This is a genomic window from Paenibacillus sp. MDV22-iso6, from assembly GCF_058408365.1.
The window spans coordinates 546,260-572,965 of record NZ_JBZVDZ010000002.1; the positions used below are offsets into that span (position 1 = coordinate 546,260).

Sequence of the window (26,706 nt, forward strand, 5' to 3'; positions counted from 1 at the left end):
TTACAACTCCTTTTCAATTGTAGGTTCAGGAATGAGAATCTCGACTTGTTGCTCGGCTAGAAAAGTCCGCCAATCTTGGGAAGGCCATTGATCTGTAATTAACATATCAACGAGTGACCAGTCCGCAAAACGATAACCATAACGCTTATCAAACTTGGAATGGTCAGCAAGTACAATAACCTGTTTTGCAGCCTGCATCATTTTGTGCTTGATCTTTCCTTCTTCTTCAGAGGCACTGAAGCCATCCATCGTAATTCCGCCAATGCCGATAAAGGCTTTGTCTACATAATAATGGGAAAGAGTTTCAATCACTGAAGTACCATAGACATAACGTTGCTCCTTATCGACTTTGCCGCCCAGCAAACGAATCTCGACAGCAGTATGATTGGAGAGAAGATCAGCTGAATAAATGGAATTGGTGATGACAGTACAGGACTTGCCATTTAGATTTTCGGCACAAGTCTGCACTGTAGTGGAAGAATCCAGAATAATGTGTTCGCCTTGGCGGACGATAGCAGCGGCTAGCTTGCCAATAGCTCTTTTTTCATTGGAAATGTGGAGCAAACGATCTTTATAGGATCGGTGCTCGTCTGGTGGAACGGGGAGAATTGCACCGCCGCGCGTTCGGATAATGGCATCCTGTTCTTCGAGTTTGATCAGATCCCTTCGTGCTGTGTCCCGGGAAACGTCAAAGAGGGATACAATATCATCAGCTGAGATGCGATTGTGTTTACGCAAATGTTCAATAATCAGCTGCATGCGTTCTTCCTGAAACAAACGTGCCGCCTCCTTATACGTAGCTGACCGTGTATATAACTGATAGGTTAATTATAAGTACTAATAATGATATTTGCAATATTATAAGTGAATGTAAGTGTATTTAAGTTTTTTGATATTAATTTAACAAAATGCGAAGATTACGATGATAAATTTGTGAAAGACATTTCAGGCGTGAGCAACGCTCTTGACCTCATGGAGAAGGGGAAAAGGAGTGCATAAAAAAAGTTTGAAAAAAAGTGTTGCACATTTAAGTTGGCCTATGATATACTCATTCTTGTCGCCAAGAAAGACAACTTGTTTACAAGGCCCGTTGGTCAAGGGGTTAAGACACCTCCCTTTCACGGAGGTAACAGGGGTTCGAATCCCCTACGGGTCATTATCTTCACCACCTCAGGGATGTACAATCCTGATGAGGAATCCTCAAAAAGTCATAGCTCCTATACAAAAGAGTTACGCATGGCACACACACATTCGGTGAAGTTACAGCAAGAGCCATTAGCTCAGTTGGTAGAGCACCTGACTTTTAATCAGGGTGTCGAAGGTTCGAGCCCTTCATGGCTCACCATTTTTACAATTGAATATGCGGTCGTGGTGGAATGGCAGACACGCTATCTTGAGGGGGTAGTGGGTGTATACCCGTGGAGGTTCGAGTCCTCTCGACCGCATCACAGTAACAAACGTTATAAGATAGACTCTCATGATTATTCATGGGAGTCTATCTTTGTGTTATGAGAAATACCAGAACGTATTCCTGGGATTAAAAGGCTGAGGATTCAGGAAGGTTGTGGTATAATTTAGGTACATGTATTGATTATTACGGTTGGAAGGCGGTTCTGTATGCAGTCGATCTATGAGCGAATTGAACACCTGATTGCCGAACGAGGAATGACCAAGAAGGCTTTCTGCCAACAGCTGAAGATCAGCACGGGCAATCTGGGTGACTGGAAACGCGGTAAATCTATTCCGAGTACGAATAAACTAATTGAGATTGCTTCGTTTTTTGATGTGAGCCTTGATTGGCTCATGATTGGGCGTCCATCCAAGGAGGCGATGGTACGGGAAAAACGGGAGGATTATTTTTTTGACGTGTTGCGGCAATTGAATTGCCAAGAAAGCGAATTATCGACTGTGGAACAGTCTTTTATCAGTGAATATATTGAATTTACCCGTTATCGTAAATCCAAGGAAAGCAGAGATTCAGGCGACTTTCGTTACAAGGGAGAAGATAAGCCCAAAGGAGACGATCTGTTGTAGTACAAGTTAGTGGAAGCTACGACTTGACTGGATTATCTCCGTATATAAAAAAACCTCTGAACACATCCGAAACCCGTCGGAGAGTGGTCCAGAGGTTTTTTTCTTTGAAACTCGTTGCAACATGAACATGCGATTCCGAAAGTTGTTAGTCTGATAGACGTGTAGCCTTCACTTGCGGAATGTGAGGCTAGGTTTACCCAAAAGATCGGAGCGAAGGGTGTTCCAGATCTGAAGGCATTGCTCCTGAAGTTCCCAAGCAGCCATTCCGAGCAAACGAACACCAATCCCGCCTGTAGCGAGCAAACTAGCCCCGGCAAGCATGCGACCATCTGGGGGAAGAATGGACCGTACGGACTCCAACTGTACTGCGCCCAATCCGGGGGCAATCATCCATAAAGCTGCAGTATGGGTGTAGTTTAACAACGCTGCGGATGATTTTGGATCGTCCGACTCTGGTTCGAGCCCGAAGCGATCCCATACGGCCAATTGCTTCCCTTGCCAGATTTCTGTCAGACTGCGATATCGCTTGAACTGAAAGACTTCTCCCCGATGAATCCGTCCAGCGGACCAGATATCAGCATACGCAAGTATTGCTTGTTCACCCAGCTCAAAGGTCGTGGTGAGTGATGATGAGCTGCCTTTAAACGGGATAACGCATTCAGGGAAGTACTCCAGCACCGCTCCTTGCTCCAGTCGAAAGTGATGGTTCACAGATGACGGAACAGTAGGTGTTGGATGAAGCCTCGTGGCTGATGTACTGCTTAGCATTAAGTGAGTGTTCTGGCCCAATTGCCATTCGGATCGATAATGATCACCGTTCAGCACGCCTGGAGAGACGTCTGAGGTGTATACACATAATTCATCTCCGCCACCCGGAGGTCGAAAGGATCGACTGAACCGCAGAGGGGCGCTATAATACCGATCGGTCATGACGGTGCGCCCGCCTTGGAGGGCGAAAGTGGCCCGAAGCTCGCTGCGGCGTATCACGGCCTCTCCGGTACTGCGGTTCGGTCCATGTTCAACTCCATGTGAAGAGGAAGAAGGATTAGTGGCTGTGAGTCGTTCCGTGCTCATGAGTGTGGGTATGCAGATGCGCAGCGGAAGCATCGTCATCCATATATTGATGTTCAAGCCAATGGACGATTTCGGATACCCCTTCACCACTCATCAGGTTCGACATCACATAAGGCCGTCCTTCGCGTACCCGTTCAGTATCATCCTTCATCACTTGCAGACTTGCGCCAACATAAGGGGCGAGGTCGGTCTTATTAATCAGTAGCAGGTCAGAACGTGTAATACCTGGACCGCCTTTGCGAGGCAGTTTTTCCCCTTGAGCCACATCAATAATGTAAATGAATACGTCCGCCAGTTCAGGGCTGAATGCAGCAGAGAGATTGTCGCCGCCGCTTTCGATAAAGATCAGTTGCAAGTCCGGGAAGCGTTCAATCAACTCATCAACGGCTTCAAAATTCATTGAAGCATCCTCGCGAATAGCGGTATGTGGGCATCCTCCTGTTTCTACACCGATAATACGTTCCGGCGCGAGCGCATTCTGACGCAGCAAAATCTCGGCATCTTCCTTTGTGTAAATATCATTGGTAATAACGGCCAGGCTGTAGCGTGTACGCAGTGCCTTGGACAGCTTCTCTACTAGGGCCGTTTTTCCTGAACCTACCGGCCCACCGATTCCGATTCGCATCGGGCGACTCCGATCAAATACCTTACGTTCCCATTCCGCATGATGCGTATGATTAGCTCCTCCACACATAACAAATTCCTCCTTGGTTTTGAATTAATGTAGTTAGGACATAAACAGACGGGCTGGCAGGCTCTCGTGCCGCATAGCATAGATTTCCTGGGCAATACCGAAGCTGTGCATGTCTTCCGGGTCGTTATCCCGAATTTGAGACCATTCAGAATCAATATCATTCAAAAGTTTTTGGATAAGCATCTGTGCTTCGGTTTGCCCGATGGGCAGAAGACGCAGAGCGCTATTTACATAAGCATTAACTGAGGTGTACAGATGTCCGGTGACGGCTTCGTCCAGTCCAATTTCCAGCTGATAATTGATGTAGCCGTGAATGGTTGTAATGCCGCAAAATGCACCGTGTTCCTGTACGGCTTCATCGATTAGAGAAAAGTCCATCCACGGATATAGTGATCTCGCGAGTTTGAGTAATCGCTTACCCATCTTGTGCCCACTTTCCCGTAGTTCCCTGGGGGTTCGCTGGGCGTGTACACGTTTGTCGTAAAGGGCTAGAAGGGCGGCATCCTGTTGCTCAATGGCTTGGTAGACACCCTTGATGGCAAGACCATCAAGCCGTACGAGGCTGGAATGAAGCTGGCCGCGAATGAATTGTTCAAGCTGGGCGGTGGTCCGTATTCTACCGTCATGAGTGTATGCCTCCAGACCGAACGAGTGGGAGAACCCGCCAATGGGCAAGGCCGAATCCAGCAGTTGAACATAACGGAGTAATTTCGTGCCGCTGTGCATCATCATGCGTGTCCCCCTTTGTCAAAACATGAAATAGCGTTGTGCCATCGGTAATTCGTCTGCGGGCTCACAGGTGAGAAGCTCGCCATCAGCCCGTACCTCATAGGTTTCGGGATCGACTTCAATGATGGGTGTCACGTCGTTGTGAATCATATCCTTTTTGCTCACTGATCGGCAGCCTTTGACGGGTTCCACACGCTTGTTCAAGCCTAGCATCTCCTTGATTCCTGCATCTGCTGCGGCTTGGGAGACAAAAGTGATCGACCCTTTGGCGAGTGCACCGCCGTAAGCACCGAACATCGGTCTGCCGAATACGGGCTGCGGCGTAGGGATCGATGCGTTGGGGTCACCCATCTGGGCGAAAGTGATCATACCGCCCTTGATAACCATCTCGGGCTTTACCCCGAAATAGGCCGGGTTCCAGACGATCAGGTCTGCCAACTTGCCAACCTCCACGGAACCGACGAGATGGCCTATGCCGTGAGCGATAGCTGGATTGATCGTATATTTGGCGACATACCTTTTGATCCGATCATTATCGGACGGGGAGCCTGAGGTCAGTTCAAGTTTGCCTCGCTGCTTTTTCATCTTGTCGGCAGTTTGCCAGGTGCGAATAATGACTTCGCCAACCCGGCCCATCGCTTGCGAATCGGAACTGATGATGCTGAATACACCAAGATCATGCAAAATGTCTTCGGCCGCGATCGTTTCGGGACGAATACGTGAATCAGCAAAAGCAACGTCTTCAGGGATAGACGGGTCCAGATGGTGACAAACCATCAGCATATCAAGATGTTCTTCTACGGTATTGCGTGTGTAAGGACGTGTTGGGTTGGTCGAAGAGGGGATGACGTAAGACTCTCCGGCAGCGCGAATAATATCCGGCGCGTGTCCGCCGCCAGCACCTTCTGTATGGTAGGTGTGGATTGTGCGTCCGTTAATGGCCGCCAGTGTATTTTCGAGAAATCCGGTCTCGTTCAGCGTATCGGTATGAATGGCTACTTGAACATCATGTTCTCCGGCCGCGGTCAGACAGGCATCTATAGCGCTTGGCGTTGTGCCCCAATCTTCATGCAGCTTCAGTCCAATGACACCGGCTTCAATCTGTTCAATTAATGGAGCGGTGCTGGAACTATTGCCTTTACCTAGATAACCGATATTCATGGGAAATGCCTCTGCGGACTCCAGCATCCGGTGAATGTGCCAGGCTCCGGGTGTACAGGTGGTGGCTTTGGTGCCAGTTGCAGGTCCTGTACCGCCGCCGATCATGGTTGTTACTCCTGAAGATAATGCCGTTTGAATCTGTTGTGGACAAATAAAATGAATATGGGTATCAATGCCTCCAGCGGTCACAATCATGCCTTCTCCGGCAATGATTTCGGTCGATGCGCCAATAACCAGCGCGGGATCGACTCCATCCATTGTATCCGGGTTGCCGGATTTGCCGATTGCGCAGATGAAGCCATCGCGAATACCGATGTCCGCTTTGACAATCCCCCAATGATCGATGATGACGGCGTTGGTAATGACGGTATCAGGTGTGCCATCACTGCGAAGGGCAGATGTGGACTGACCCATCCCGTCACGAATAACCTTACCGCCACCGAATTTGCTTTCATCCCCATAGACAGCGTAATCATGCTCAATCTCCGCCCATAGTTCCGTATCCGCCAATCTGACGGCATCCCCGGTTGTAGGCCCGAACATGGACGCGTATTGTTCGCGGCTCATTCGTTTCATAAAGGGTCCCCTCCGTCCTGCATAGGGGGTGCAAATGTCTTCAGAAATGTTTCTAGTTTCTGTGGATCAGGTGGCTGATCTGCCGATCCTTCGGTTAATCCGTTAAATCCATAAATCTGACGTTTGCCACCGAATGTGGTGAGTTCGACCGGTTTTTCTTCACCAGGTTCAAAACGAACAGCGGTGCCTGCCGGAATATGCAGACGGTGCCCAAAAGCGGAAAGGCGATCAAAGTCCAGCGCAGCATTGACTTCATAGAAGTGAACGTGAGAACCGACCTGAACGGGACGGTCGCCGCGGTTCAGTACAATCAGACGCACGGTTAAGCGATCGGGATGACAGACGATCTCATCATCCTGTTTTAAGCGATATTCACCTGGGATCATGGAGTTCTCCTGCCTTTCTCAGCGTATAGGTTCGTGGACAGTGACCAGTTTTGTTCCGTCAGGAAAAGTGGCTTCCACCTGTACCTCAGGAATCATATCGGATACACCTTCCATGCAGTCTTCGCGTGTCAGGATCGTGCCGCCGTATCTCATCAACTCTGCAACACTCATCCCATCGCGTGCACGTTCCATGAGTTCGGAGGTCAACAATGCGATAGCTTCAGGAACATTCAGTTTAAGTCCACGTCCTCTGCGTTCGCGGGCGAGGTTAGCAGCCACGGTAATCAGGAGTTTTTCTTTTTCCTGCTCAGTCCAGTGCAAGGTAATCCGACCTTTCCCTTAGATAGTCTATGTCGTCATGGATCATGTTATATGTTAAATATACTCACACAGGGTGGACCCTTTGTCAATATGGTTCCAATTATATTAGCAGCATGCATGAAATGAGTATGCATAAAATAAAATTGTGTAAGCATTATTGACACGGTGAGTGTGACCCTCCATAATTTGGATCAACGAACATTTCGGACATATATGACCTTAATGTTCGTCAATAGACTAAAAAAAGGGAGTGTAGGCTATTGAAGAAGAGGACGGTCAAGTTATGGAGTGTTTTGCTCGGTGCAGTCATTGCGTTGACAGGATGTGTGGAGGGTGGAACGCCGCCGGAAGCATCGGGCTCTGGTGGGGCGGGAGAATCAACTTCGTCCAGAGAACCGATTAAGGTAGGTGTTCTTCACTCCCTAAGTGGAACGATGGCAATCAGTGAAGTGTCGGTTAAGGATGCGGAGATGCTTGCCATTGAGGAGATCAATGCAGCGGGCGGAGTTCTGGGTAAACAGATCGAGCCAGTGGTTGAGGACGGAGCTTCCGATTGGCCTACATTTGCTGAGAAAGCAGGAAAGTTGCTGCAGCAGGATAAAGTAGCCGCTGTATTCGGCGGATGGACCTCTGCGAGTAGGAAAGCGATGCTGCCAGTGTTTGAGCAGAACAAGGGTCTCTTGTTTTACCCGGTGCAATATGAAGGATTGGAATCATCCCCCAACATTTTTTATACAGGAGCCACGACAAATCAACAGATCGTACCGTCCGTAACCTGGTTACTGGAGAATAGGGGAAAGAAGTTTTATCTGCTTGGTTCCGATTATGTTTTCCCAAAAACGGCCAATCAGGTCATCAAAGCTCAGCTTGCAGCTGAGGGTGGCGAAGTCGTAGGCGAAGAATATACACCGCTGGGACATACGGATTACAGTACGATTATCAGCAAAATCAAGGCTGCCAAGCCGGATATTGTATACAACACGCTGAATGGAGACAGCAATGTCGCCTTTTTCAAACAATTAAAGGATGCCGGGATCTCTTCGGAACAGTTGACAACTCTGTCAGTGAGTGTGGCGGAGGAAGAAATTCGGGGGATTGGTGCGGATGTGCTGAAAGGGCATTTGGCTTCGTGGAACTATTATCAAACGACAGATACACCTGAAAATAAAACATTTGTAGAGAAATATAAAGAAAAATATGGAGCTGACCGGGTGACGGCCGATCCGATTGAAGCGGGATATGTGGCCGTTTATCTGTGGAAAGCAGCCGTGGAAAAAGCAGGATCAACTGATGTTGAAAAAGTGAAGGAGGCAGCCAAAGGTCTGGAATTCGATGCGCCGGAAGGAAAAGTGACGGTGGATGGAGAGAACCAGCATATCTACAAAACGGTGCGGATTGGTGAAGTGCAGGAAGATGGACAGTTCAAGGAATTGTGGAACTCCGGAGCACCCGTCAAACCTGATCCGTATCTGAAAACGTACGATTGGGGCGCTTCCCTTAGTACCAAATAGCATGGGCATCTCACGTCAGAACTGCTGAATAACAGACGAGGGTGAGACAACACACCCTCTTACAACATCACGGTAAAGCGTTGATGCGAAACGTGAATTGATGTCTTGTATAAAATTTCAGATGTTCACAGCATGAGGAGGGAAAGGCGATGGATATGTTTGTCCTGCAAATGTTCAATGGGTTAAGCATCAGCTCCATCTTGCTGCTAATTGCATTGGGACTCGCGGTTACATTTGGATTGATGAATGTCATTAACATGGCTCATGGTGAATTGATCATGATCGGCGCTTACGCTACATATGTGACGCAAAACCTGTTCATTTCGTATGCTCCGCAAGCGTGGTTCGATGTCTACTTTATTGTGGCTCTGCCTATCGCCTTTGGTGTGGCGGCTTTTATAGGCTGGTTGCTGGAAGTGGTGCTGATCAGGCATCTGTATGGGAGGCCGCTCGACAGTCTGCTTGCTACATGGGGCGTAGGTATGATGCTGCAACAATTGGCCCGAACGATATTTGGGGCGCCAAATGTAGGGGTATCCAGTCCGGCTTGGCTCAACGGAGGTCTGACCATCGCGGATGGTATTGTGTTTCCGTATAAACGTCTTTTCATTATCGCGCTGGTTTCTGTTGTACTGCTGTGCATGTATCTGTACATCTATCGGACTTCTTCCGGGAGACGGATGAGGGCCGTGATGCAAAATCGAAGCATGGCGGGCTGTCTCGGGATTTCCACCAGACGGGTGGATGGCATGACCTTTGCGATTGGTTCGGGCATTGCCGGCATCGCTGGATGTGCATTGACACTCATTGGCCCGATTGGCCCTTCGCTGGGGACGTATTATATCGTAGATGCGTTCATGGTGGTTGTACTGGGCGGTGTGGGGAAACTGGTGGGAACCGTGTGTGGTGCGCTTGGAATTGGCATGTTCAATACGTTATTTGAAACGTATACCTCAGCCTCTATCGGTAAGGTGCTGGTATTTGTCTGTATAGTAGCTTTTCTGCAATGGAAGCCGCGTGGGCTCGTTGCCATACGGACTCGGAGTCTGGATTAATGCGAAGAAGGGGGTTATATGATGTCGGCACTTCTCAAGACGGGTAGTCTGAAAATGAAGATCATCTGGGCGGTTGTCCTGATCATGATGTGTCTGGCTCCACTCATTTCCACGGAATTCCGGCTTAGTCTATTGGCGAAATTCCTGGCACTGGCCATTCTGGCGATCGGTCTGGATTTGATCTGGGGATATGGAGGGGTGCTTAGTCTGGGCCATGGTGTATTCTTCGGACTTGGTGGGTACGCCATGGCGATGTATCTGAAGCTGCAAGCCAGCGGTACAACACTTCCAGACTTTATGGGATGGAGTGGTCTTAGTGGTCTGCCGTGGTTCTGGGAGCCGTTCAGGTCATTCCCAGTGGCGCTATTGCTGGGCATTGCCCTTCCGGCATTGCTGGCCTTTGCCCTGGGGTGGTTCACGTTCCGTAACCGGATCACCGGTGTGTATTTTACAATCCTGACCCAAGCGTTAGTCCTCATTACCGTAACGTTATTTGTGGGCAAACAGGAATGGACGGGAGGGACCAATGGTATAACGGGATATAACGCGATCTTTGGTTTTACCCTTCATTCGGCAGGGACAACGATTGCTCTCTACTATATAACGCTTGCCGTTCTGGTGCTCGCCTACCTGCTTTGTCGCCGGGTTGTGAACAGCAGGTTTGGTCAGGTGCTTGAAGCTGCGCGGGATGGGGAGAATCGGGTTCGCTTTCTTGGCTATGACCCGGCAGGGTTCAAGACGCTGGCTTTCGCCCTTTCCGGAGCGTTGGCGGGAGTCGCAGGTATGTTATTTGTGCTCCAGGTAGGGATCATCTCACCTTCCATGATGGGGATCGTGCCATCAATTGAAATGGTATTATGGGTTGCCTTGGGCGGGCGTGGGACGCTGATTGGTGCGGTAATCGGAGCTGTGGTACTGAACGCAGCCAAAACGGGCATCAGTGAAGCTTATCCGGAAGGTTGGTTGTTTGTCATTGGTGGGCTCTTTGTAACAGTGGTCTTGTTCATGCCGAATGGACTTGTTGGTGTATATCGTCATGTGGTGCGCTTGCTGAAACGGAGAGGAGAGGTTGTGCATGTTCCAGTCAATCAGGAAAAACCAAAAGTCTACTGACGTTCCGGTAGTTCTAGTCGCCGAGGAAATTACGGTGGCATTTGGCGGTTTTGTTGCGGTCAAAGGTATGAATCTGAAGCTGCATGAACATGATCTGCATTTTCTGATCGGCCCCAATGGTGCGGGGAAAACAACGATGCTGGATGTGATTTGCGGCAAAACCAAGCCCTTGTCCGGTACAGTGAAGATGGCGGATGGTACGGATCTGACACGTCTGAAGGAGCACCAGATTGTTCGAAAAGGGGTAGGGCGCAAGTTCCAGGCTCCATCGATCTTTGCTGGTCTGACCGTGCAGGAGAACCTAACGCTGGCTGCGGAGACTCGTCGTTCTCCTTTACAGGCTCTGGGTATTCAACGGTATTCAAAAATAAGTCCGGCAATGGAGCAGATTACGCTCCAGATTGGTCTGCAGGACCGTGTGGACGCACGTGCAGGTGCTCTATCACATGGGGAAAAGCAGTGGCTTGAGATTGGCATGCTGCTGCTGCAGGAACCCCGTGTATTGCTGCTGGATGAACCGGCAGCGGGGATGACGGACGAAGAAACACACAAGACGGGTCGCCTACTGCAGGAGATTGCGCGAGAAAGGTCTGTTGTGGTAGTGGAGCATGATATGGAATTCGTCCGCGAGTATGCAGCCAAAGTGACGGTGATGCATGAAGGCAAACTTCTTAAGGAAGGTACGATGGCGGAAGTGCAGGAAGATCCGAGAGTGGCTGAAGTCTACCTGGGCAAAAGGAGGGATGACCATGCTGTCGCTGCAACGAATTGAGTCCGGCTATGGGGAAAGCAATGTGCTGCGCGGTGTGAATCTGGATGTCGAGCCAGGTCAGGTAGTATGCCTGATGGGACGTAATGGTGTGGGGAAAACCACCTTGATGAAGACGTTGATGGGGCTTCTTAAAACGCGCAAGGGAAGTATTCAGTGGAAAGGTCAGGAATTATCCACCCACGATCCGGCCAAACGGGCCAGGTCGGGGATTGGATATGTGCCGCAGGGGCGGGAAATATTCCCGCAGCTTACGGTAAAAGAAAATCTGCTGCTGGGTCTGGAGACAAGTGCAGCGGGTGTAAAGATGTTCCCGGAGGATGTACTTGCGATGTTTCCGGTGCTTGCCACGATGTATGGACGGCAGGGTGGTGATCTAAGTGGTGGGCAGCAACAGCAGTTGGCATTTGCCCGCGCACTGGCTGCCCGGCCGGGATTATTGCTTCTGGATGAACCGACAGAAGGTATTCAGCCTTCCATCGTAGAGGACATCCGGCAGGTCATTTTGCAAATTAAGGAAAAGGGTGAGATCTCCATCTTGCTGGTGGAGCAAAGCATTGATTTTGTACGCGGTGCTGCAGATTATATCTATGTAATGGACAAAGGGGCAATTGCACTGCAAGGAGCACCGCGAGAGCTGGATATGTCGCAGTTTGAGCACCATCTGTCTGTCTAGCTAAGGTTCATGGCGTAGGATGAGTTCAGGAGCGTTTGTCCAGAATGTTGGAGTACTTCGGATATAGTCTTCGGATGCAATCCGGGCAGATATCATGAGTGAATTCGGCATGGGTGTGCTTCTCCAAATAACTTTCAACAGAGTTCCAGCTGTCCTGTTCATCCTTAATCTGTTTGCAGACAGCGCAGATGGGAAGCAGTCCACGCAAAGTGCGCACTTCAGACAGAGCCTTCTTCAATTGGCGTTCTGTCTGTTTCTGTTCGGTAACATCCGTGTGTGCAATCAGTGCAAGATCAGACAGCAGGGATGGGTCGGCCTGAATCAATGGGGTGAGTTCCATACGGAACCATCGCTGTTCGCTGTGAGCAGTTTGAACGGAGATATCGTATGTATAACTGTCTTTAAAAGGTGCAGTGATACTTTTCAACTCCTGAACAATCTTCGCATTTTTTGCTTTCTCCTCGCGTAATGTCCACCCCTCTACAAGGTGAAGGTAATGAGGCGGTTCAGGTGCTGTTCTGGAGGGGCTTGTTACGCTCTGTTTGGGAAGCAGTTGCCCAAGTCCATGTTGCCAAGCGGTGTTGCAGCTTCGAATGATCCAGTTGTGATCGACGATGATAAGTTGGTGTTGAATGGACTGGAACGATAATCTCTCCAGATCGGATATTAAGTATCTCATGAAATGAGCTCCTCCTTGGCAGAAATCTTATCTTAAATCATCTGGAATTTCCAAGATGTCTGCGACCTGGTTCCTGAACCGGGTTGCTTTGCGGGTACCGTGAATGAGATTGGACAGACGATATGGCGGAATGCCATACTGTTCACAAAATGTCTTTTGGTCGACCTGGAGTTCGGTTAGTCGTCGTTTAATGGCCCATCCGAAAGGAGTCACAGGTTTCTTTTTGTTCAAAAGGGTTCACCCCTCGTTGGAATGTAGTGTTCAGCTGGTTATTCTTGGTGTAAAATATATAGATATGCGAGCTGTATGTTTTATTATATACGTATTTGCGTCATCTAACAATTAAAAAAGACGGAAATAAGTGTATTTTAATATGTTAAATGGCGTAAATGCGTTAAATAGACAAAATAAATGACATAAAAAACACGCCAGCAATGAGGTTGCGGCGTGTTTTTTTATATTTTACTGTGTGAGGAGGTGGGTTGTGTGAAGAAAAAGGGGATGGGAATTAGGCTCTGTATGCGTGAAGCCCTGCTCCAAGCATGTGAAAGCTTGGAAACAACGTTTTCATGGACAATGAGGTTGGTTGTACCAGTCCATCCGCAGCGGAGGCGCTGACGGTATGCCATTCATGCTCCAGGTCTGCGGCCAGGCGAACCAGCAGGTCCTGGGTTGTATCGGTGTTAAGGGGAATCATTTTGGAGGCTTCGGTTATGCAGGCACTCATGGCTGAATGCAGATAACCAAGGACCGCCTCCTCGACAGGGATTTCGAGGTGGTGGTTAATCCAGGCGTGAACAGTGGGGAGACAGCCAACAGATTCATATTTAGCCAGCGTTTGTTCGAGATGGCTAAAATCAATCCAGGGGTGTAGTGCGCGAGCTAGCTTAATTAGTCGTTTGCCCATAATGGAGGCATGTTCTCTAAGATTGACTGGGGTGCGCTGGACATGAACGAGTTTGTCGATGAGGGCTGTACGCCATGCGTCCTTGTGATCTGCGGCGGTGTATATGCCTTTAATCGCCATACCTTCCAGACGCACGATGCTGGGATGCAATTGACAGCGCATGAATGATTCGAGATCTTCAACACTACGAATGGTACCTTCAGCGATATGGGCATCCATACCGAAGGAATGGGAGAACCCTCCGACCTGGATAGAGGAATCAAGCAGTTTGACATAATCGAGCAGCTTATTCCCACGGTTCACAATCTTTCGCCTCCTACGTTCGTTAAATGTTATGTTAAATAACATTTATATTCCTTTTTGGTTCGCTTTATGTTTGTAAATCCGAATTATATGATATATATATTCACATAAATATCCGCTTTTTGTCAATAGTTTCTTTGTTTTTTGAATATTAAATCTATTTAGTGTTATTTTATATAACTTTATGAGTTACTTTATACTAAGAGGATGTGAAGGATGGTAATACAAATAAAGTAGAGTGATCGGCCTAATCGGGTATACAAACGAGATCAAATTTAATCATATGCACTTCGTAGGAGAAAATGACGAGATTATACGATTTATGGAAGGAAAAGCGCAGTTAAAATGATATTAAGAAAAATGCTTTACTTTTAAACATGAACCGGGTATAATCAATTTTGTTGCCGATTATTTACGACATGCGGTCGTGGTGGAATGGCAGACACGCTATCTTGAGGGGGTAGTGGGTGTATACCCGTGGAGGTTCGAGTCCTCTCGACCGCATCATAAGAACGATAAAGAAGAAGCTTCCCGTATGGGAAGCTTCTTCTTTTTTTGTTTTATTTACAGTACAGATGGGCCAGACAAAAAAAGGTCACCCGTTTCCCCTGAATGCATGCTCATTCTGTCTGCTGGGTCGGATGGCCTTTACTTGTTATTTAAGCAATTCTTTGATGTCCGCTTCAATTTTATCAGGTGTTGTTTTGGGAGCATACCGTTTCAGAACACGTCCGTTCTGATCCACAAGGAATTTGGTGAAGTTCCATTTGATGGCTTTGGAGCCGAGTACGCCTGGTGCTTCTTTGGTAAGGTGCTGGAATAGAGGGTGAGCGCTTGAACCATTCACATCGATCTTCTCAAACATCGGGAAGCTAACACCATAGTTCATCTGGCAGAACTCGGCAATATCATCAGAAGAGCCTTTTTCCTGTGCAAACTGGTTGCTTGGAAAACCAAGAACTTCGAATGGGGAGTCTTTAAACTTATCCTGAAGCTCTTGCAGACCTTTGAATTGAGGTGTGAGGCCGCATTGGCTTGCTGTATTCACGATAAGCAGTACTTTGTCACGATAGTTGGACATTTCAACTTCCTGACCGCGAAGGGTGTTTACTTTGTAGTCGTAGACTGACATGAAAATCGCCTCCATTTCATATTCTTCTTTCTTCTATTATATTGATTACAATTAAATAATGCAAAATTAATATTGCTTTTTTAACTCAATTTGAAGCTGTCGTGTATGATCTGTGACTGATTTGCTACCTGAATTTCGCTAAAGAGAGAATTAGAGAGCTTTGATGAGATGGGTAGAGAATGGATACGTTGTAAGCGCTATTATTGATGTGTAATGGCAAAAATCCGTCGATTCGGTGATCTGCGCAGACTTTACACCAATATGGCACGGGTGTATGATTCATATCGTAATTCCAATTTAAATTAAATTTTACATGAAAAACGAAACAAACGATAATATCGCTCTGATTAATGATTATAAAAGAACGATGTTTTAATCGCTGAGTTTCCATTCATTCATGGGTGGGAAACGGGGGAACCAACAGGATGAACTGTCCAGGACAGTAGGCATCCATGGGGTGAATTTTCCGGTGACAGCCGGAAATAGGGCGACTCTCGCGCCCGAATCCGTCAGCTAACCTCGTAAGCGTTAAAGGGAGAGGCAACAAGCCGTACGCTGGTTCATAGTGTCTTTTTGCTATGGATTATTGAAGAAGCGTCCGGGAGGCCTTGGTCCCCCACGCTTCTTTTTTGTTGTCTTTTCACGCCAAGGGAGGAACGAATGATGGATAAAGAGATGATCTTAGTGACTGCTCCAAATGAAGCAGGACGTAAATTTATCAAATTGCTGATGTACAAAAAAATGCCGTTTGCCGTTCTGACCAACAGTGCAGGGGAAGAGCGCAGGCTCCGGAGGATTGGTGTGGAGCATGTCATTCGCATGAACACAGCTGCTGCTCAGAAATGGTTTTTGCCGCAAGGTAGTGTCGGCAATGTTTTTATTTTTGAAAATAGCCTAAACCTGACCTGTCGATATTTACAGATCTGCCGCTCCTGGACATCCAAGTCCCTGTGTGTCATTACGGAACAAAGCCACCCCAAAGGGATCTATCGGGGAATGGGAGCAGACCGTATTGTATATTCCTTGAATGGGGAAGTTGGGTTTCTACTGAATGGCTAGTGGCTAGTACTATTCCTGTGATTGATCCAGTGCCAGCTGCCTGTTATAATTGAAATCATAAATAAACGGAAACTTGAGGAGACTCATGCATGTTGGTGGGTCTTCTTTTTTATGGTTTGGGAAATAGGGATATGGATTTCCTGTGGCTAACGAGGAGGAATAGGCGTGCCGGATGTACGTGGAATACAATGGTTGTTCTTTGATGTGGGGGATACGCTCGTGGACGAATGGGAGCCGGTAGATGATATTATCGGTCAGTTCGTTCGTGAAGCTTGTGCGCTTGGTTATCAGGTGGAGATGCAGACGGTGCGAGAACTATTTGCCGCCTCCTACCGAAATTACGAGCAATGGCCGATGAAATTGGCTATTCGTACCCTTATCAGCGACGAGGGGCACCGGGAACAGATACAGGAGAAGCTGAAGTTCCGCAAAGAGCTTGAGCGCCCCTTCGCGTCAGCCGACGCTGTTCTCCAGACGTTGTCGCAACACTATAAGATTGGTATCATTGCCAATCAGAGTCCGGGGACGGAAAATCGGCTGGATAGCTACGGCTTGCGCAAGTATGTGGATGTGCTGGCCTGTTCGGCTGAAGAAGGAGTGTCCAAGCCTGATCCTGAATTGTATGCTGTAGCGTTGAAACAGGCGGGATGCAAACCTGAGGAAGCGGTCATGATCGGCGACAGGATTGATAATGATATTATTCCGGCTAAGAAGCTGGGTATGCACACGATCCGGATTTTGCAGGGTTATGGCAGATTCCAGCCGGAGCTTGCGGATGCAGAGCGTCCAGACTGGACTATTGAATCACTGGAGCAACTTCTTCCTTTGTTAATGGTAACTCAAAATTCAGACAACTAAATAAGAGCAGTATTTATGAACTATTCGGTATAATTAGGCTGCTGCTCTAACATATAAAAGGCTGATCGTCTCAAGGGGTACGTTACTTGAGTTGATCAGCCTTTTTGAGTTAGACAAAATACGGCGTAATTCCGTTTAACCTAGAACAACAGAATGGTCTGGATAATCAGATACACATTCAGGACAACGATAACTCCGGCAATGATCCAGGAGATGATTTTGAGCCACAGCTTGTTGGCAAAAGCCCCCATGCTTTTTTTGTCACTCGTAAACATTACCAGCGGAATGACGGCAAAGGGTAGCTGCAGAGACAGCACAACCTGGCTAAGAATCAACAGTTCTTCTGTTCCGTGCTCTCCAGCAATGGCTGTTACGATGACGGCCGGGATGATAGCGATCAGACGTGTAACCAGTCGACGAAGCCACGCTGGAATACGAATGTTCAGGAAGCCTTCCATTACAATCTGTCCGGACAACGTGCCGGTGAGTGTTGAGTTTTGGCCTGAAGCCAGCAGGGCTACACCGAACAGGATGCTGGCGATGGTGGTTCCCAGCAGAGGTGTCAACAGATGGTAAGCATCTGTAATTTCCGCCACCTGGGTCATACCCGCACTATGAAACACGGCAGCAGACACAATCAGGATGGCTGCATTAATGAACAGAGCTAGCGTTAAAGCGATGGTTGAATCCATGGTGGAATACAGAATCGCTTCTTTTTTTCCTTTTGGCGTCTGTTCAATCTGACGGGTCTGCACAATGGAAGAATGCAGATACAGATTATGGGGCATCACGGTTGCACCGATAATCCCGATGGCGATGTAGAGCATAGCCGGATTTTGCAAAATCTCAACATTCGGTACGAAACCATGCATGACGCCACCCATATCCGGTTTAGCGAGAAACAGGTCAATCCCGAAGCAGAGGGCGATGGTAGCCATCAGTACAATTACGAGGGATTCCAATGCGCGAAAGCCTTTATTTTGCAGCAAAAGAATGACCAGTACATCGACAGCGGTAATAATGACGCCGTATAACATGGGGATGTTGAACAGCAGCTTGAGCGCGATGGCTGAACCAATAACCTCGGCAAGGTCGGTGGCTGCAATCGCAAGCTCACACAAAATCCATAACACGATTACAACAGGCATGCTAAATCGTTCGCGGCAGGCTTGCGCCAAATCCCGTCCTGTGACAATCCCGAGCTTGCCAGCGAGAGACTGTAACACAACTGCCATTAAGTTCGAAATCAGAATAACGGACAATAACGTATAACCGAATTGTGAACCACCCGCAATATCCGTTGCCCAGTTCCCAGGATCCATATATCCAACGGCAACGAGGTAACCCGGTCCAACAAAAGCAAGGAACTTTTTCCACCAAGCAGCGTTCTGAGGCACCTTCATGGAGCTGTGGGCTTCCCCGAGAGATGGGGCCATGCCCGCAGCCAATGGCTCATTTGAAGGAGTGTTGAACGGATTTTTTTTACTCATAATATAATCACCCGACTTTGAAGTATTGATATTCTATATGAAGAGGAACGGTGTCATTCCTTTGATTAAATTGGAACATTGAAACCAAAATCTTAAAAGCGTAATTAAACGACTTCAAATATGTCTAAACGTTTATGTTGATACTTACATTGTACTCCTTCAATTATTTTTGTCTAGTGCAACTTTTGTGTATGAGGACAAAATTTACCGGAGAGTGAATTGTGCCTTAGTATATTACCCAACCCTGGATAAATTACCTGTGTTCATCCCCAATGCATGAAAAAGATAAAGATGTAAAAGCTGAATAAGGAGCAACAACGTTTCAAAATGAGCCAGAAGTTTAAATTGAATTGTAGGCAACAAAAAACTTAAAGGTGAAGGAGAGATTCTTAATGGAAGCTTTATATACAGCAACAGCGACAGTTAAAGGTGGACGTACAGGTTCGGTGGCTTCTTCGGATGGCGTGCTCAAGCATGATCTGAAAATGCCAAAAGAACTTGGAGGCTCCGGTGGTGAAGGAACCAATCCTGAGCAGCTCTTTGCAGCGGGATACGGTGCATGTTATGAAAGTGCTCTTGCCAATGTGGCACGCAAAGCAGGCGTGAAATTGGAGAATGTGGTGGTCACAAGTAATGTATCCATCGGCAAAGATCCGGCAGATGATGGTTTCCAACTGTCTGTACGTTTGGATGTGAGCATGCCTGGCGTGGATCACAGTCAAGCAGAGGATCTTGCACGCAAGGCACATGATTTCTGTCCTTACTCCAAAGCAACACGCGGCAATATTGATGTGGTACTTAATGTAGTTTAAGACCTGACTCGTAGGAGTAAAGGGAACATATAGAGCAGGGTATCTTTGGATACCTGATGTTCGAGTACAAGACCCTGCTGGCCTTCGGCAGGGTTTTGTATTTTATAATACAGATGAGATGCAGGAGATTGCATGTTGAACAGCGTACTATTTTACATAATCTACTCTTGCTTGAAGTTATACATTCGAATAAGGGGGAACGACAATGAGTATTGAAGAGATGATAGAACGACGATTTGTATGTACCAAATGCAGGGGTACGGATTGCAATATTAAGGAAGTATCCATGTCAGGAGCAGGACTTAGCAAAATGTTTGATATTCAGCACAATCATTATCTCTTCGTCGCCTGTTCTTCCTGTGGATATGTAGAAGTATTCGATCCGGATGTGTTGAAAGGGAAAAAACAGGGTCAGGTGGGTACCATTCTTGATATTCTATTTGGTGGGTAAATGTGCGTGAGTTGACATCGAACTAAAATTTCTTTAATATGATTTAGTACTAAGAAGTGTCAATGCATGAACCAAATTTGAATTAACAGGTGATATCCATGTCTTATAGACCGCGTATTGCAAATTTAGAATTAGCTAGTGGCAACAAGGAAGACGGATTGTATGAATTTAAAATGAAATTGGTAGACGGTACACAATGCCGTGTATTCTACTCCCATTCCCCGGAATGGAAGCTGACCAATATCAGCCGTCTACAGAAAACACCTTGTCCGGTATGTCGCAAAGATTTCATTTGCAAATGCATGGACCAGTGGGCTGGTGACCTGCACCAACAGATGATCGACGACCAATGGATGGAAAAGGCAATTGCCGAGTAATTGCCAAAACAGATACGAGCGTGGGCATAGAGCCTGCGCTCTTTTTCTATTTTCCGTTATACTTAAATAAAATGTGAAAAAGCGACCGAGATGACTCAAAACGGGTAAGTTATGCTAATAGCACACATGAGGAGGCCGCGATTATGACAGTAAATCAAACGGATCAGCATCAGGGACACCCGATTGTGCTTGTGGACGGAGTCTGTCATTTCTGCCAAGGATTAACGAAGTGGATTATCAAGCGTGACCCTGAGGGGAAATATCATTTTGCATCACTCCAATCGGATGTAGCGAAAAAATTGCTGGAGAAGGGCAATCTGTCCACGGACAGCATGGATACTTTTGTACTCATTGAGGATGGAAAATATTATACACGTTCAACCGCAGCGCTGCGTCTGGCCAAAGGTTTGAAATTCCCTTATCCATTATTGTACGTGTTGATTATTGTACCGAAATTTATTCGAAATGCCATATATAACACTGTAGCTCGCAACCGATATCGCTGGTTCGGTAAAGATGAAGCGTGCATGCTGCCTACACCTGAAATTAAGGATCGATTCCTTTGAAAGGCTGAAGTGTGACATATTTTATCGGTGACGATTGATTAATAACGGAAATAATTGGGTAATGAGTACGGATCAACTCTATTTTGGGAGGCAAATAACTTGAAGAAGTGGACTACATTAATTATTGGGGCATTATTAGCAGTAAGCATGACAGCTTGCAGTAGCGATGCAGATAACAGTACAGCAACGCCGCCAGCTGGAAACGAAACGTCTAACGAGGGGAATACAACTGCGGAGCAGGAGACAAAGATCCCTACATTGGACGAGTTAATTGAGAAAACGAATGCAGCTACTAAAGATATGAAAAGCTTCACTACGGAAGCCAATATCGATCAAAATTTGAAACTGGTGGCTGGTGAGCAGTCCCAGGATCAACAGGTGAAAACATCACTGAAGATGGATATCATCAAAGATCCGATGATGATCTATCAGGAGATGAAAATGGAAATGTCCGGACAGGAAGCGCAGAATGTGAAGCAGTACATCACTTCGGATAAGATTTATTCGCAGGTGGGGAACCAGTGGGTCAAAATTCCTGACGAGCAAACGAAACCACTGATTGAGCAGATGCAGGCAAGCATGAATCCGGAAGGTGAGCTGGAGCAATTCAAAAAGATTGCCGAAGACACCAAAATTACGGAAGAAGGCGACAACTACGTCATTAACGCTGACGTATCCGGTGATAACGTGAAGGAACTGGCCAAAGCGGTTATGGAGCAAAATGGATCGGATGCCCAAACTCAAGCGATGCTTGATCAAATGAATATTACCAGCATGAAAATGAAATATATAATCAACAAAGAAACCTACCTGCCTGCAAGTACGGATGTCAACATGGTTATGAATATGGAGCAGGAAGGACAGAAAATCTCGATGGACATGAAGATGACCAGCACGTTCTCTAACCATAATGGCGTGAAAGAGATTAAAATCCCGCAAGAAGCATTGGATAGTGCTAAATAATAAGCGCAAGGCTAAGCGGGTGTGATTCTCTCTGATGAGAAGTTAACCTGGTAAAGTTGCTTATGATGTGGATCTTCTGGAGAAGGCACTTCTGATATGAATTTGTGTGAACCGACAGGTTCGCTGAATTCAATCAGGGGTGTTTTTCTTTTTTTGTATGCGTTGTGGTCAGAGTCCAAGGTGTTATAGTATAGTCGTGTAAGCGATTAAATTTAGAGTTGATGGGAAGTTGAAGGAAGGCTATTTCAGGCAGGAGGTCAAAAGAAATGATTGAATATGCACATATACACCATGTGAGTTTGGCTGTACGTGATTTGGAAGTTGCGAAGAAATTCTATTCCGGTTTGCTCCGTATGCAGGAGATTGAACGTCCGCCTTTCAACTCCACAGGCACTTGGTATGCCCTTGGTAGTCAGCAGCTTCATCTATTACAGCATCCGCAGGGACATACGCTTCGTGAGGCTGGCATCGATACAACAGATGGACATTTTGCGATCTGGGTGAAGAGCTACAGAGAGACTTTGGCCTGGCTGGAACAGCAGGGAATTGAATATGAGGCAAGACCAGATAGTGTTGCCGGGTTTGCACAGATTTTTGTACTTGATCCTGACCGCAATATTATTGAGTTCGATGCCCCTTATCATTCTTGAATGATTTGCGTTTGAATAAATCCCTTGCTCCTCCAGAAATTGTATGCTATATTATCCATACATTCATAGCACGTGACGGAAGCACCGTCCATACACTGCATATTTTTGCGGTTATTGGACGGTGCTTTTTTGTGCTTTTTTTTGCAGGGAGGGGAGAAGAATTGATTGTTCTTAAGGCAGTGCTGGCTTCTAAAGACAGAGAGTATATCAGCGCCTGGCTTGATTTTGTACAAGGCAGCCCGTCCGGCTCCAGTATACGATTTACCGCCTTTTCACAATGGGAAGCGTTCAGGGATCACATGAACGAACAGGAAGGCAGGGAACTGCCGGACCTGGTGATTGCGGAACCGGAATTTCTGAACAGCTGGCTGAGTCACGGTGGCGAAACCTCGGGTATTCCATGGTTGATGCTTAGTGAAGGATTAGATGAGGTGGATGAGGATAAACGGCTGATGAAATATCAACCATTGCCTACGCTGATGGATGCTGTTCTTAATGCTTGTCGGCAGCCGCGTCGGAAGAAAACCCATCGTCCAGGACAGGAGACACTTTCTATTGGAGTTGTATCAGCTTCCGGCGGGAGTGGCAAAACGGCGGTGGCGATGCATATGGCGAAGCAACTGGGGCTTGCAGGATATGCTGTTCTGTATCTCAATCTGGAGACGCTGGATAGCTCAATGCCATTTCTGGAGAAGGGTATGTCTAGAAGTGGGCAACGTATAACTGATGCAGAAACAGGGCTTTCACGTCTGCTATACGATTTGAAGGTGGGCAGGAAAGAATCAGGCAAACAGGGACAAGTGCAGTCTTCCTCCAAAGGGGTGGATGGATACGTGCTTCGTCACGAAGCGCTAAAGTCGGATGTATTCTGGCCGTTATCGAATCGGAAGGAATTGCTGCAAATGTCCCGTGAAGATACGAAGAGTCTGATCCGTTATTTGGCTGACTGTGGGCAATATGATGTGCTCATTCTCGATGGGGACTCAGGTTGGGATGGACGCAGTGAGGGGATTTTCGATGCTGCAGGTGTGTTCGTGTGGCTGGTTGAGGATGACATCTCTTCCATGCACCGCTGGGATCAATGGATGCAGCATATGGAGCGTACGTGGCCGGATCTGCATGAAAGTGTACTGGATCGTGCCCGCTTCATTGTCAACAAGTATCGGGACAGCGTCATCAATGCCTTGCCAAGACCTGATCTGCATCTGGATGCTGTACTGCCGTATATCCCTTCCTGGAAGCAGCTAAGCCAGGAGGAAGTGATGCTCAGCTCACCGATCTTTCAACGCGAAGTGAAGAGACTATGCGCCCTGATCCTACAGGATGGGGAAGAAGAACTGAAGCAGACAGGACGAATCCAGAAGGGTGATGGTTGGTCACTATGACGGATTCATCCAAGATGATACTGGGCCGTGAAGAGCAGTTTCAGATCATGCGTCGCGAGGTTAGGGCTGGCCTCGATTTAACGTCGTCTGCGGGAGACGAAGAACTGTGGCAGGGAATTGAGCGTAAAGTGCTCTCTGACCCGAAACTGGATGATCTGACCTCCGGGGAGCGTCATACGCTGGTACAACGGTTATTCGACTCCTTTCGAGGGCTGGATATTCTGCAACCCTTGGTGGATCATCCCGAAATTACGGAGATTATGATTAACAGCCACCGGGAGATTTTCGTTGAACAGGAAGGTGAAGTCAGACAGATCACGCTGGAGTTCGAGTCCAGGGAACGACTGGAAGACATTATCCAGATGATTGTATCCGGGGTGAACCGGATTGTGAATGAGTCTTCTCCAATCGTGGATGCGCGGTTGAAAGACGGCTCTCGGGTCAATATCGTGTTGCCTCCTATTGCATTGAAGGGTCCGACTATGACGATTCGGAAATTCCCAAGTGAACCGATGAGGATGTCCGATCTGATTGGTAAAGGTGCCCTGCATGAGAAAGCGGCAGAATTGCTGCAGCAGTTGGTACGCAGCAAATACAATATTTTTATCGGCGGCGGAACCGGGTCGGGGAAAACTACTTTCCTAAATGCATTATCTCAGTTTATCCCGGCGGATGAACGGATCATCACGATTGAGGACTCTGCTGAATTACAGATTGTCACGGTACCCAATCTGGTATCGCTGGAGACGCGTAATGCCAATACCGAAGGCAAGGGGCAAATATCTATTCGTGATCTGATCAAGTCATCCTTGCGGATGCGTCCAAATCGAATTGTCATTGGTGAGGTGCGGGGGGCAGAAGCGCTGGATATGTTGCAGGCCATGAACACTGGACATGATGGCTCGTTGTCCACGGGTCACGCCAATACGATCTCCGATATGATCAGCAGATTGGAGACCATGGTGCTCAGCGGAGCGGATCTTCCCATTGCGGTTGTCCGGCAGCAGATCAGCTCGGCCATTGATATCTTTGTACATTTATCCCGGCTGCGTGATCGTTCACGTCGGGTGACCGAGATTAGCGAAGTGATTGGCATGCAGGACGGAGAAGTACTGCTCAATCCACTGTTTCGTTTCCAGGAAATCGAAGAAAAAGAAGGCAAGATTATTGGCGGACTCGTGCAAGTTGGAACACTGAGACAAGTGGATAAAATTCAGATGGCTGGGCTAGCGGAATGGTTGAACGAGTACATAGAACGCAATAGTGATGAGTTGAATGGATCGGATAACAACGTGAAATAGTCGATTTTATTGGTAGGTGATGAAGTTGGGTGAGGCCAGACAAGCGTTAACGGACTACACCGTATATACGCTATCTCGAAGACAGCGGATTGTCTGCATGCTGATTAGTGGTTTGTTGTTCTTTGGTGTCGGTATTCTGTTCTATCATCAGTGGTTGGCCGGACTGATATTGGCTGCGGGGTGTATATGGGTACCAAAACACTGGACAAAAGTACTGCTGGAACGAAGAAGAATGACTCTCAGTTTACATTTTAAGCAGGCATTATATGCGTTGTCCTCTGCGCTGGCTGCGGGAAAATCAGTAGAGAACGGTTTTAAGGAATCAGTGGAGGATCTGCGCATGCTCAATCCTGAGGCGGATACAGATCTCATTCGTGAATTCACCATTCTGAGGACGCGGATGGAATATGGTCAGCCCATTGAAGAGGCGCTGCAAAACTTCTCGGATCGGGCCAAAATTGAGGATATCACAAACTTTGCCGATGTGTTCATCACATGTAAGCGAACGGGTGGAGATCTGGTCGAAGTGGTAAGGCGAACCTCGGCGGTAATTGGTGAGAAGCTGGATATTCAGCAGGACATCATGGTAGCGGTGGCACAGAAGAAGTTTGAATCTAAAGTGATGTTTGCCGCTCCATTTGTTTTTCTGATTTTTCTAAACTTTACGGCCAAGGATTTTATGGAGCCGTTATACAGCGGGATGGGATATATGATCTCCAGCGGGGCATTGGCGTTACTTGCCTGCTGTTATTTGTGGATTACACGCATTATGGATATCAAAGTATAAGGAGCTGACACGATGCTGCTTCCCGTTATTTTCGGAGGGGTGCTCGGAGCAGGGTGGCTGGTGCTTGATCGAACGCGAGGGCAGACCTACCGACATTTGCGCAAACTGGATATGGAAGGAATACGTCTGAAGAAGCTGCATGGCCCCTTTTTGTTTTTACTGGACAAGTTCGAGGTGGGCCGCAGATTGCCTGTGCTCATGTTCCGTATGCAGCATGCCATTCAGAAAATGTATGGCATACAGCATAGTGGAGAGAAAACGATGCTCTACTGTGCTGAGATGCTGACTTATTCGTGGCTGATGTTGCTCGTAGGCTGCCTTTTGGCGGTCGTTGGGGACATGGGGCTTGGGGGTATGGTAGGTGGATTGGCACTCGGTGCTGCACTGCCCTTTGCGCTCTACAAAGATCTTAACACCAAAGTACAGCGAAGAGATCAGGACATACTCATGGAGCTGCCGGAGTTATTGAACCGAATTGTTCTGCTAGTTGGTGCGGGAGAAACGGTGCAGCGTGCCATTGTTCACTGTGTAGCCAGTCAGGGAGAACGGAATCATCCCCTCTATAATGAGCTGCGAAAGACGGTCGGGGATTGGAACAACGGATACTCGTTTCAACAATCCTTTGAACAGTTCAGCCGCCGCTGTGGTGTACAGGAAGTGACGATTTTTACAACAACAGTGCTGCTGAATTTCCGGCGAGGGGGAGGTGACTTTGTATTGGCGCTGCGTGATCTGTCCCATGTGCTGTGGGAGAAACGCAAGGCCGTTAGTCGGGCTAAGGGAGAACAGGCTTCTTCCAAATTGGTGTTTCCGATGGTACTGATCTTTTTTTCGATTGTGGTGATGATCGGGGCACCTGCTTTTATGATGATGAATATGTAGGAGGA

The 26,706-nt window shown here is 47.5% G+C and carries 30 protein-coding genes, 4 tRNA genes, 1 pseudogene and 1 riboswitch; of the genes and pseudogenes, 23 read left to right on the top strand and 12 right to left on the bottom strand.

The features are described from left to right. Positions 1–777: a DeoR/GlpR family DNA-binding transcription regulator gene (locus AC4PM4_RS08655; RefSeq protein WP_063564436.1), complete on the bottom strand. Its 777-nt coding sequence runs from the start codon at positions 775–777 to the stop codon at positions 1–3. A gap of 307 nt (positions 778–1,084) precedes the next feature. Between AC4PM4_RS08655 and AC4PM4_RS08660 the strand changes: the two genes are divergently transcribed. From AC4PM4_RS08660 to AC4PM4_RS08675, 4 genes are all read left to right on the top strand, one after another. Next, positions 1,085–1,156: transfer RNA gene (locus AC4PM4_RS08660), tRNA-Glu, on the top strand. 113 nt (positions 1,157–1,269) lie between these two features. Beyond that, positions 1,270–1,345, top strand: a tRNA-Lys gene (locus tag AC4PM4_RS08665). A gap of 17 nt (positions 1,346–1,362) precedes the next feature. Next, positions 1,363–1,445, top strand: a tRNA-Leu gene (locus AC4PM4_RS08670). Between the two features lie 172 nt (positions 1,446–1,617). Continuing rightward, the gene (locus AC4PM4_RS08675) at positions 1,618–2,034 is read left to right on the top strand and encodes a helix-turn-helix domain-containing protein (RefSeq protein ID WP_063564435.1); all 417 of its coding nucleotides are present in this window, start codon (positions 1,618–1,620) and stop codon (positions 2,032–2,034) included. Between the two features lie 168 nt (positions 2,035–2,202). Here the strand turns inward: AC4PM4_RS08675 and AC4PM4_RS08680 are convergent, their stop codons facing one another. From AC4PM4_RS08680 to AC4PM4_RS08705, 6 genes are read right to left on the bottom strand one after another with little or no spacing between them, the layout of a single operon-like run. Beyond that, entirely contained in the window at positions 2,203–3,108 is a 906-nt protein-coding gene (locus AC4PM4_RS08680; RefSeq protein ID WP_491613357.1) for an urease accessory protein UreD, read from the bottom strand. Next, the gene (ureG, locus tag AC4PM4_RS08685) at positions 3,080–3,802 is read right to left on the bottom strand and encodes an urease accessory protein UreG (RefSeq protein WP_053781689.1); all 723 of its coding nucleotides are present in this window, start codon (positions 3,800–3,802) and stop codon (positions 3,080–3,082) included. The genes AC4PM4_RS08680 and ureG overlap by 29 nt, the downstream gene beginning before the upstream one ends. Before the next feature lie 33 nt (positions 3,803–3,835). Then, positions 3,836–4,534 carry an urease accessory protein UreF gene (locus AC4PM4_RS08690; RefSeq protein ID WP_063564433.1) on the bottom strand — a complete coding sequence of 233 codons (699 nt, stop codon included), beginning with the start codon at positions 4,532–4,534 and terminating at the stop codon, positions 3,836–3,838. Positions 4,535–4,549: 15 nt separating this feature from the next. Beyond that, positions 4,550–6,268 carry an urease subunit alpha gene (gene ureC, locus AC4PM4_RS08695; protein ID WP_072734295.1) on the bottom strand — a complete coding sequence of 573 codons (1,719 nt, stop codon included), beginning with the start codon at positions 6,266–6,268 and terminating at the stop codon, positions 4,550–4,552. Further along, positions 6,265–6,654: an urease subunit beta gene (locus AC4PM4_RS08700; protein ID WP_063564431.1), complete on the bottom strand. Its 390-nt coding sequence runs from the start codon at positions 6,652–6,654 to the stop codon at positions 6,265–6,267. The genes ureC and AC4PM4_RS08700 overlap by 4 nt, the downstream gene beginning before the upstream one ends. Before the next feature lie 18 nt (positions 6,655–6,672). Further along, positions 6,673–6,975, bottom strand: a complete 303-nt coding sequence (locus tag AC4PM4_RS08705) for an urease subunit gamma (protein ID WP_063564430.1) — start codon at positions 6,973–6,975, stop codon at positions 6,673–6,675. 260 nt (positions 6,976–7,235) lie between these two features. On the opposite strand from AC4PM4_RS08705, the gene urtA reads away from it, so the two are divergent. The 5 genes from urtA (at position 7,236) to urtE (ending at position 12,099) form a co-directional block, all read left to right on the top strand. Then, positions 7,236–8,486, top strand: a complete 1,251-nt coding sequence (urtA, locus tag AC4PM4_RS08710) for an urea ABC transporter substrate-binding protein (RefSeq protein WP_491613359.1) — start codon at positions 7,236–7,238, stop codon at positions 8,484–8,486. A 149-nt stretch (positions 8,487–8,635) separates the two neighbouring features. Continuing rightward, on the top strand, positions 8,636–9,541 hold the full coding sequence (urtB, locus tag AC4PM4_RS08715; RefSeq protein ID WP_090808159.1) for an urea ABC transporter permease subunit UrtB: 906 nt from the start codon (positions 8,636–8,638) through the stop codon (positions 9,539–9,541). An 18-nt stretch (positions 9,542–9,559) separates the two neighbouring features. Then, positions 9,560–10,654, top strand: a complete 1,095-nt coding sequence (gene urtC / locus AC4PM4_RS08720) for an urea ABC transporter permease subunit UrtC (protein ID WP_063564427.1) — start codon at positions 9,560–9,562, stop codon at positions 10,652–10,654. Next, positions 10,617–11,426, top strand: a complete 810-nt coding sequence (gene urtD / locus AC4PM4_RS08725) for an urea ABC transporter ATP-binding protein UrtD (protein ID WP_090953183.1) — start codon at positions 10,617–10,619, stop codon at positions 11,424–11,426. Before urtC ends, urtD begins: the two co-directional genes overlap by 38 nt. After that, positions 11,404–12,099: an urea ABC transporter ATP-binding subunit UrtE gene (urtE, locus tag AC4PM4_RS08730; RefSeq protein ID WP_090953185.1), complete on the top strand. Its 696-nt coding sequence runs from the start codon at positions 11,404–11,406 to the stop codon at positions 12,097–12,099. Before urtD ends, urtE begins: the two co-directional genes overlap by 23 nt. 25 nt (positions 12,100–12,124) lie before the next feature. Here the strand turns inward: urtE and AC4PM4_RS08735 are convergent, their stop codons facing one another. From AC4PM4_RS08735 to AC4PM4_RS08745, 3 genes are all read right to left on the bottom strand, one after another. Then, positions 12,125–12,778, bottom strand: coding sequence for a nitrogen regulation protein NR(II) (locus AC4PM4_RS08735; protein WP_063564424.1), 654 nt, complete (start codon positions 12,776–12,778; stop codon positions 12,125–12,127). Between the two features lie 27 nt (positions 12,779–12,805). After that, positions 12,806–13,009 (bottom strand): hypothetical protein, encoded by a 204-nt coding sequence (locus AC4PM4_RS08740; RefSeq protein ID WP_063564423.1) that lies wholly within the window; start codon positions 13,007–13,009, stop codon positions 12,806–12,808. 277 nt (positions 13,010–13,286) lie between these two features. Further along, positions 13,287–13,988, bottom strand: a complete 702-nt coding sequence (locus tag AC4PM4_RS08745) for an urease accessory protein UreF (protein ID WP_269053667.1) — start codon at positions 13,986–13,988, stop codon at positions 13,287–13,289. 421 nt (positions 13,989–14,409) lie between these two features. On the opposite strand from AC4PM4_RS08745, the gene AC4PM4_RS08750 reads away from it, so the two are divergent. Beyond that, positions 14,410–14,492, top strand: a tRNA-Leu gene (locus AC4PM4_RS08750). Positions 14,493–14,563: 71 nt separating this feature from the next. Continuing rightward, positions 14,564–14,662, top strand: a pseudogene (locus tag AC4PM4_RS08755) (hypothetical protein); the annotation flags it as partial. On the opposite strand, the gene AC4PM4_RS08760 reads toward AC4PM4_RS08755, so the two are convergent. Beyond that, complete coding sequence (locus AC4PM4_RS08760; RefSeq protein WP_024629320.1) at positions 14,644–15,120, bottom strand: glutathione peroxidase; 477 nt, start codon at positions 15,118–15,120, stop codon at positions 14,644–14,646. The pseudogene AC4PM4_RS08755 and the gene AC4PM4_RS08760 overlap by 19 nt on opposite strands. 367 nt (positions 15,121–15,487) lie before the next feature. Next, a riboswitch (cyclic di-AMP (ydaO/yuaA leader) is annotated at positions 15,488–15,663 on the top strand. 120 nt (positions 15,664–15,783) lie between these two features. Between AC4PM4_RS08760 and AC4PM4_RS08765 the strand changes: the two genes are divergently transcribed. Next, on the top strand, positions 15,784–16,179 hold the full coding sequence (locus tag AC4PM4_RS08765) for an HAD family hydrolase (RefSeq protein ID WP_024629322.1): 396 nt from the start codon (positions 15,784–15,786) through the stop codon (positions 16,177–16,179). A 165-nt stretch (positions 16,180–16,344) separates the two neighbouring features. Then, complete coding sequence (locus AC4PM4_RS08770; RefSeq protein ID WP_269053668.1) at positions 16,345–17,037, top strand: HAD family hydrolase; 693 nt, start codon at positions 16,345–16,347, stop codon at positions 17,035–17,037. Between the two features lie 140 nt (positions 17,038–17,177). Here AC4PM4_RS08770 and AC4PM4_RS08775 read toward each other — a convergent pair whose 3' ends face one another. Continuing rightward, positions 17,178–18,473, bottom strand: coding sequence for an Nramp family divalent metal transporter (locus tag AC4PM4_RS08775; protein ID WP_063564630.1), 1,296 nt, complete (start codon positions 18,471–18,473; stop codon positions 17,178–17,180). A 446-nt stretch (positions 18,474–18,919) separates the two neighbouring features. Here AC4PM4_RS08775 and AC4PM4_RS08780 point away from each other — a divergent pair, with 446 nt between their 5' ends. The 10 genes from AC4PM4_RS08780 to AC4PM4_RS08825 all read left to right on the top strand — a co-directional run bounded on the left by AC4PM4_RS08780 (position 18,920) and on the right by AC4PM4_RS08825 (position 26,701). Continuing rightward, positions 18,920–19,339, top strand: a complete 420-nt coding sequence (locus AC4PM4_RS08780) for an organic hydroperoxide resistance protein (protein WP_063564421.1) — start codon at positions 18,920–18,922, stop codon at positions 19,337–19,339. Between the two features lie 205 nt (positions 19,340–19,544). Next, on the top strand, positions 19,545–19,790 hold the full coding sequence (locus AC4PM4_RS08785; RefSeq protein ID WP_024629326.1) for a zinc ribbon domain-containing protein: 246 nt from the start codon (positions 19,545–19,547) through the stop codon (positions 19,788–19,790). A 98-nt stretch (positions 19,791–19,888) separates the two neighbouring features. After that, positions 19,889–20,167 carry a hypothetical protein gene (locus AC4PM4_RS08790; protein ID WP_024629327.1) on the top strand — a complete coding sequence of 93 codons (279 nt, stop codon included), beginning with the start codon at positions 19,889–19,891 and terminating at the stop codon, positions 20,165–20,167. 143 nt (positions 20,168–20,310) lie between these two features. Further along, a complete protein-coding gene (locus AC4PM4_RS08795; protein ID WP_063564420.1) occupies positions 20,311–20,733 on the top strand; it encodes a thiol-disulfide oxidoreductase DCC family protein in 423 nt (140 codons plus the stop codon). Positions 20,734–20,832: 99 nt separating this feature from the next. After that, positions 20,833–21,696, top strand: a complete 864-nt coding sequence (locus tag AC4PM4_RS08800) for a DUF6612 family protein (protein WP_491613360.1) — start codon at positions 20,833–20,835, stop codon at positions 21,694–21,696. A gap of 266 nt (positions 21,697–21,962) precedes the next feature. Then, on the top strand, positions 21,963–22,346 hold the full coding sequence (locus AC4PM4_RS08805) for a VOC family protein (protein ID WP_063564418.1): 384 nt from the start codon (positions 21,963–21,965) through the stop codon (positions 22,344–22,346). Between the two features lie 161 nt (positions 22,347–22,507). Then, positions 22,508–23,731, top strand: a complete 1,224-nt coding sequence (locus AC4PM4_RS08810; RefSeq protein ID WP_491613362.1) for a nucleotide-binding protein — start codon at positions 22,508–22,510, stop codon at positions 23,729–23,731. Beyond that, positions 23,728–25,032 carry a TadA family conjugal transfer-associated ATPase gene (locus AC4PM4_RS08815; protein ID WP_491613364.1) on the top strand — a complete coding sequence of 435 codons (1,305 nt, stop codon included), beginning with the start codon at positions 23,728–23,730 and terminating at the stop codon, positions 25,030–25,032. Before AC4PM4_RS08810 ends, AC4PM4_RS08815 begins: the two co-directional genes overlap by 4 nt. A gap of 19 nt (positions 25,033–25,051) precedes the next feature. Then, the gene (locus tag AC4PM4_RS08820; protein WP_491613419.1) at positions 25,052–25,819 is read left to right on the top strand and encodes a type II secretion system F family protein; all 768 of its coding nucleotides are present in this window, start codon (positions 25,052–25,054) and stop codon (positions 25,817–25,819) included. 12 nt (positions 25,820–25,831) lie between these two features. Then, complete coding sequence (locus AC4PM4_RS08825; protein WP_491613365.1) at positions 25,832–26,701, top strand: type II secretion system F family protein; 870 nt, start codon at positions 25,832–25,834, stop codon at positions 26,699–26,701. Positions 26,702–26,706: the final 5 nt, after the last annotated feature.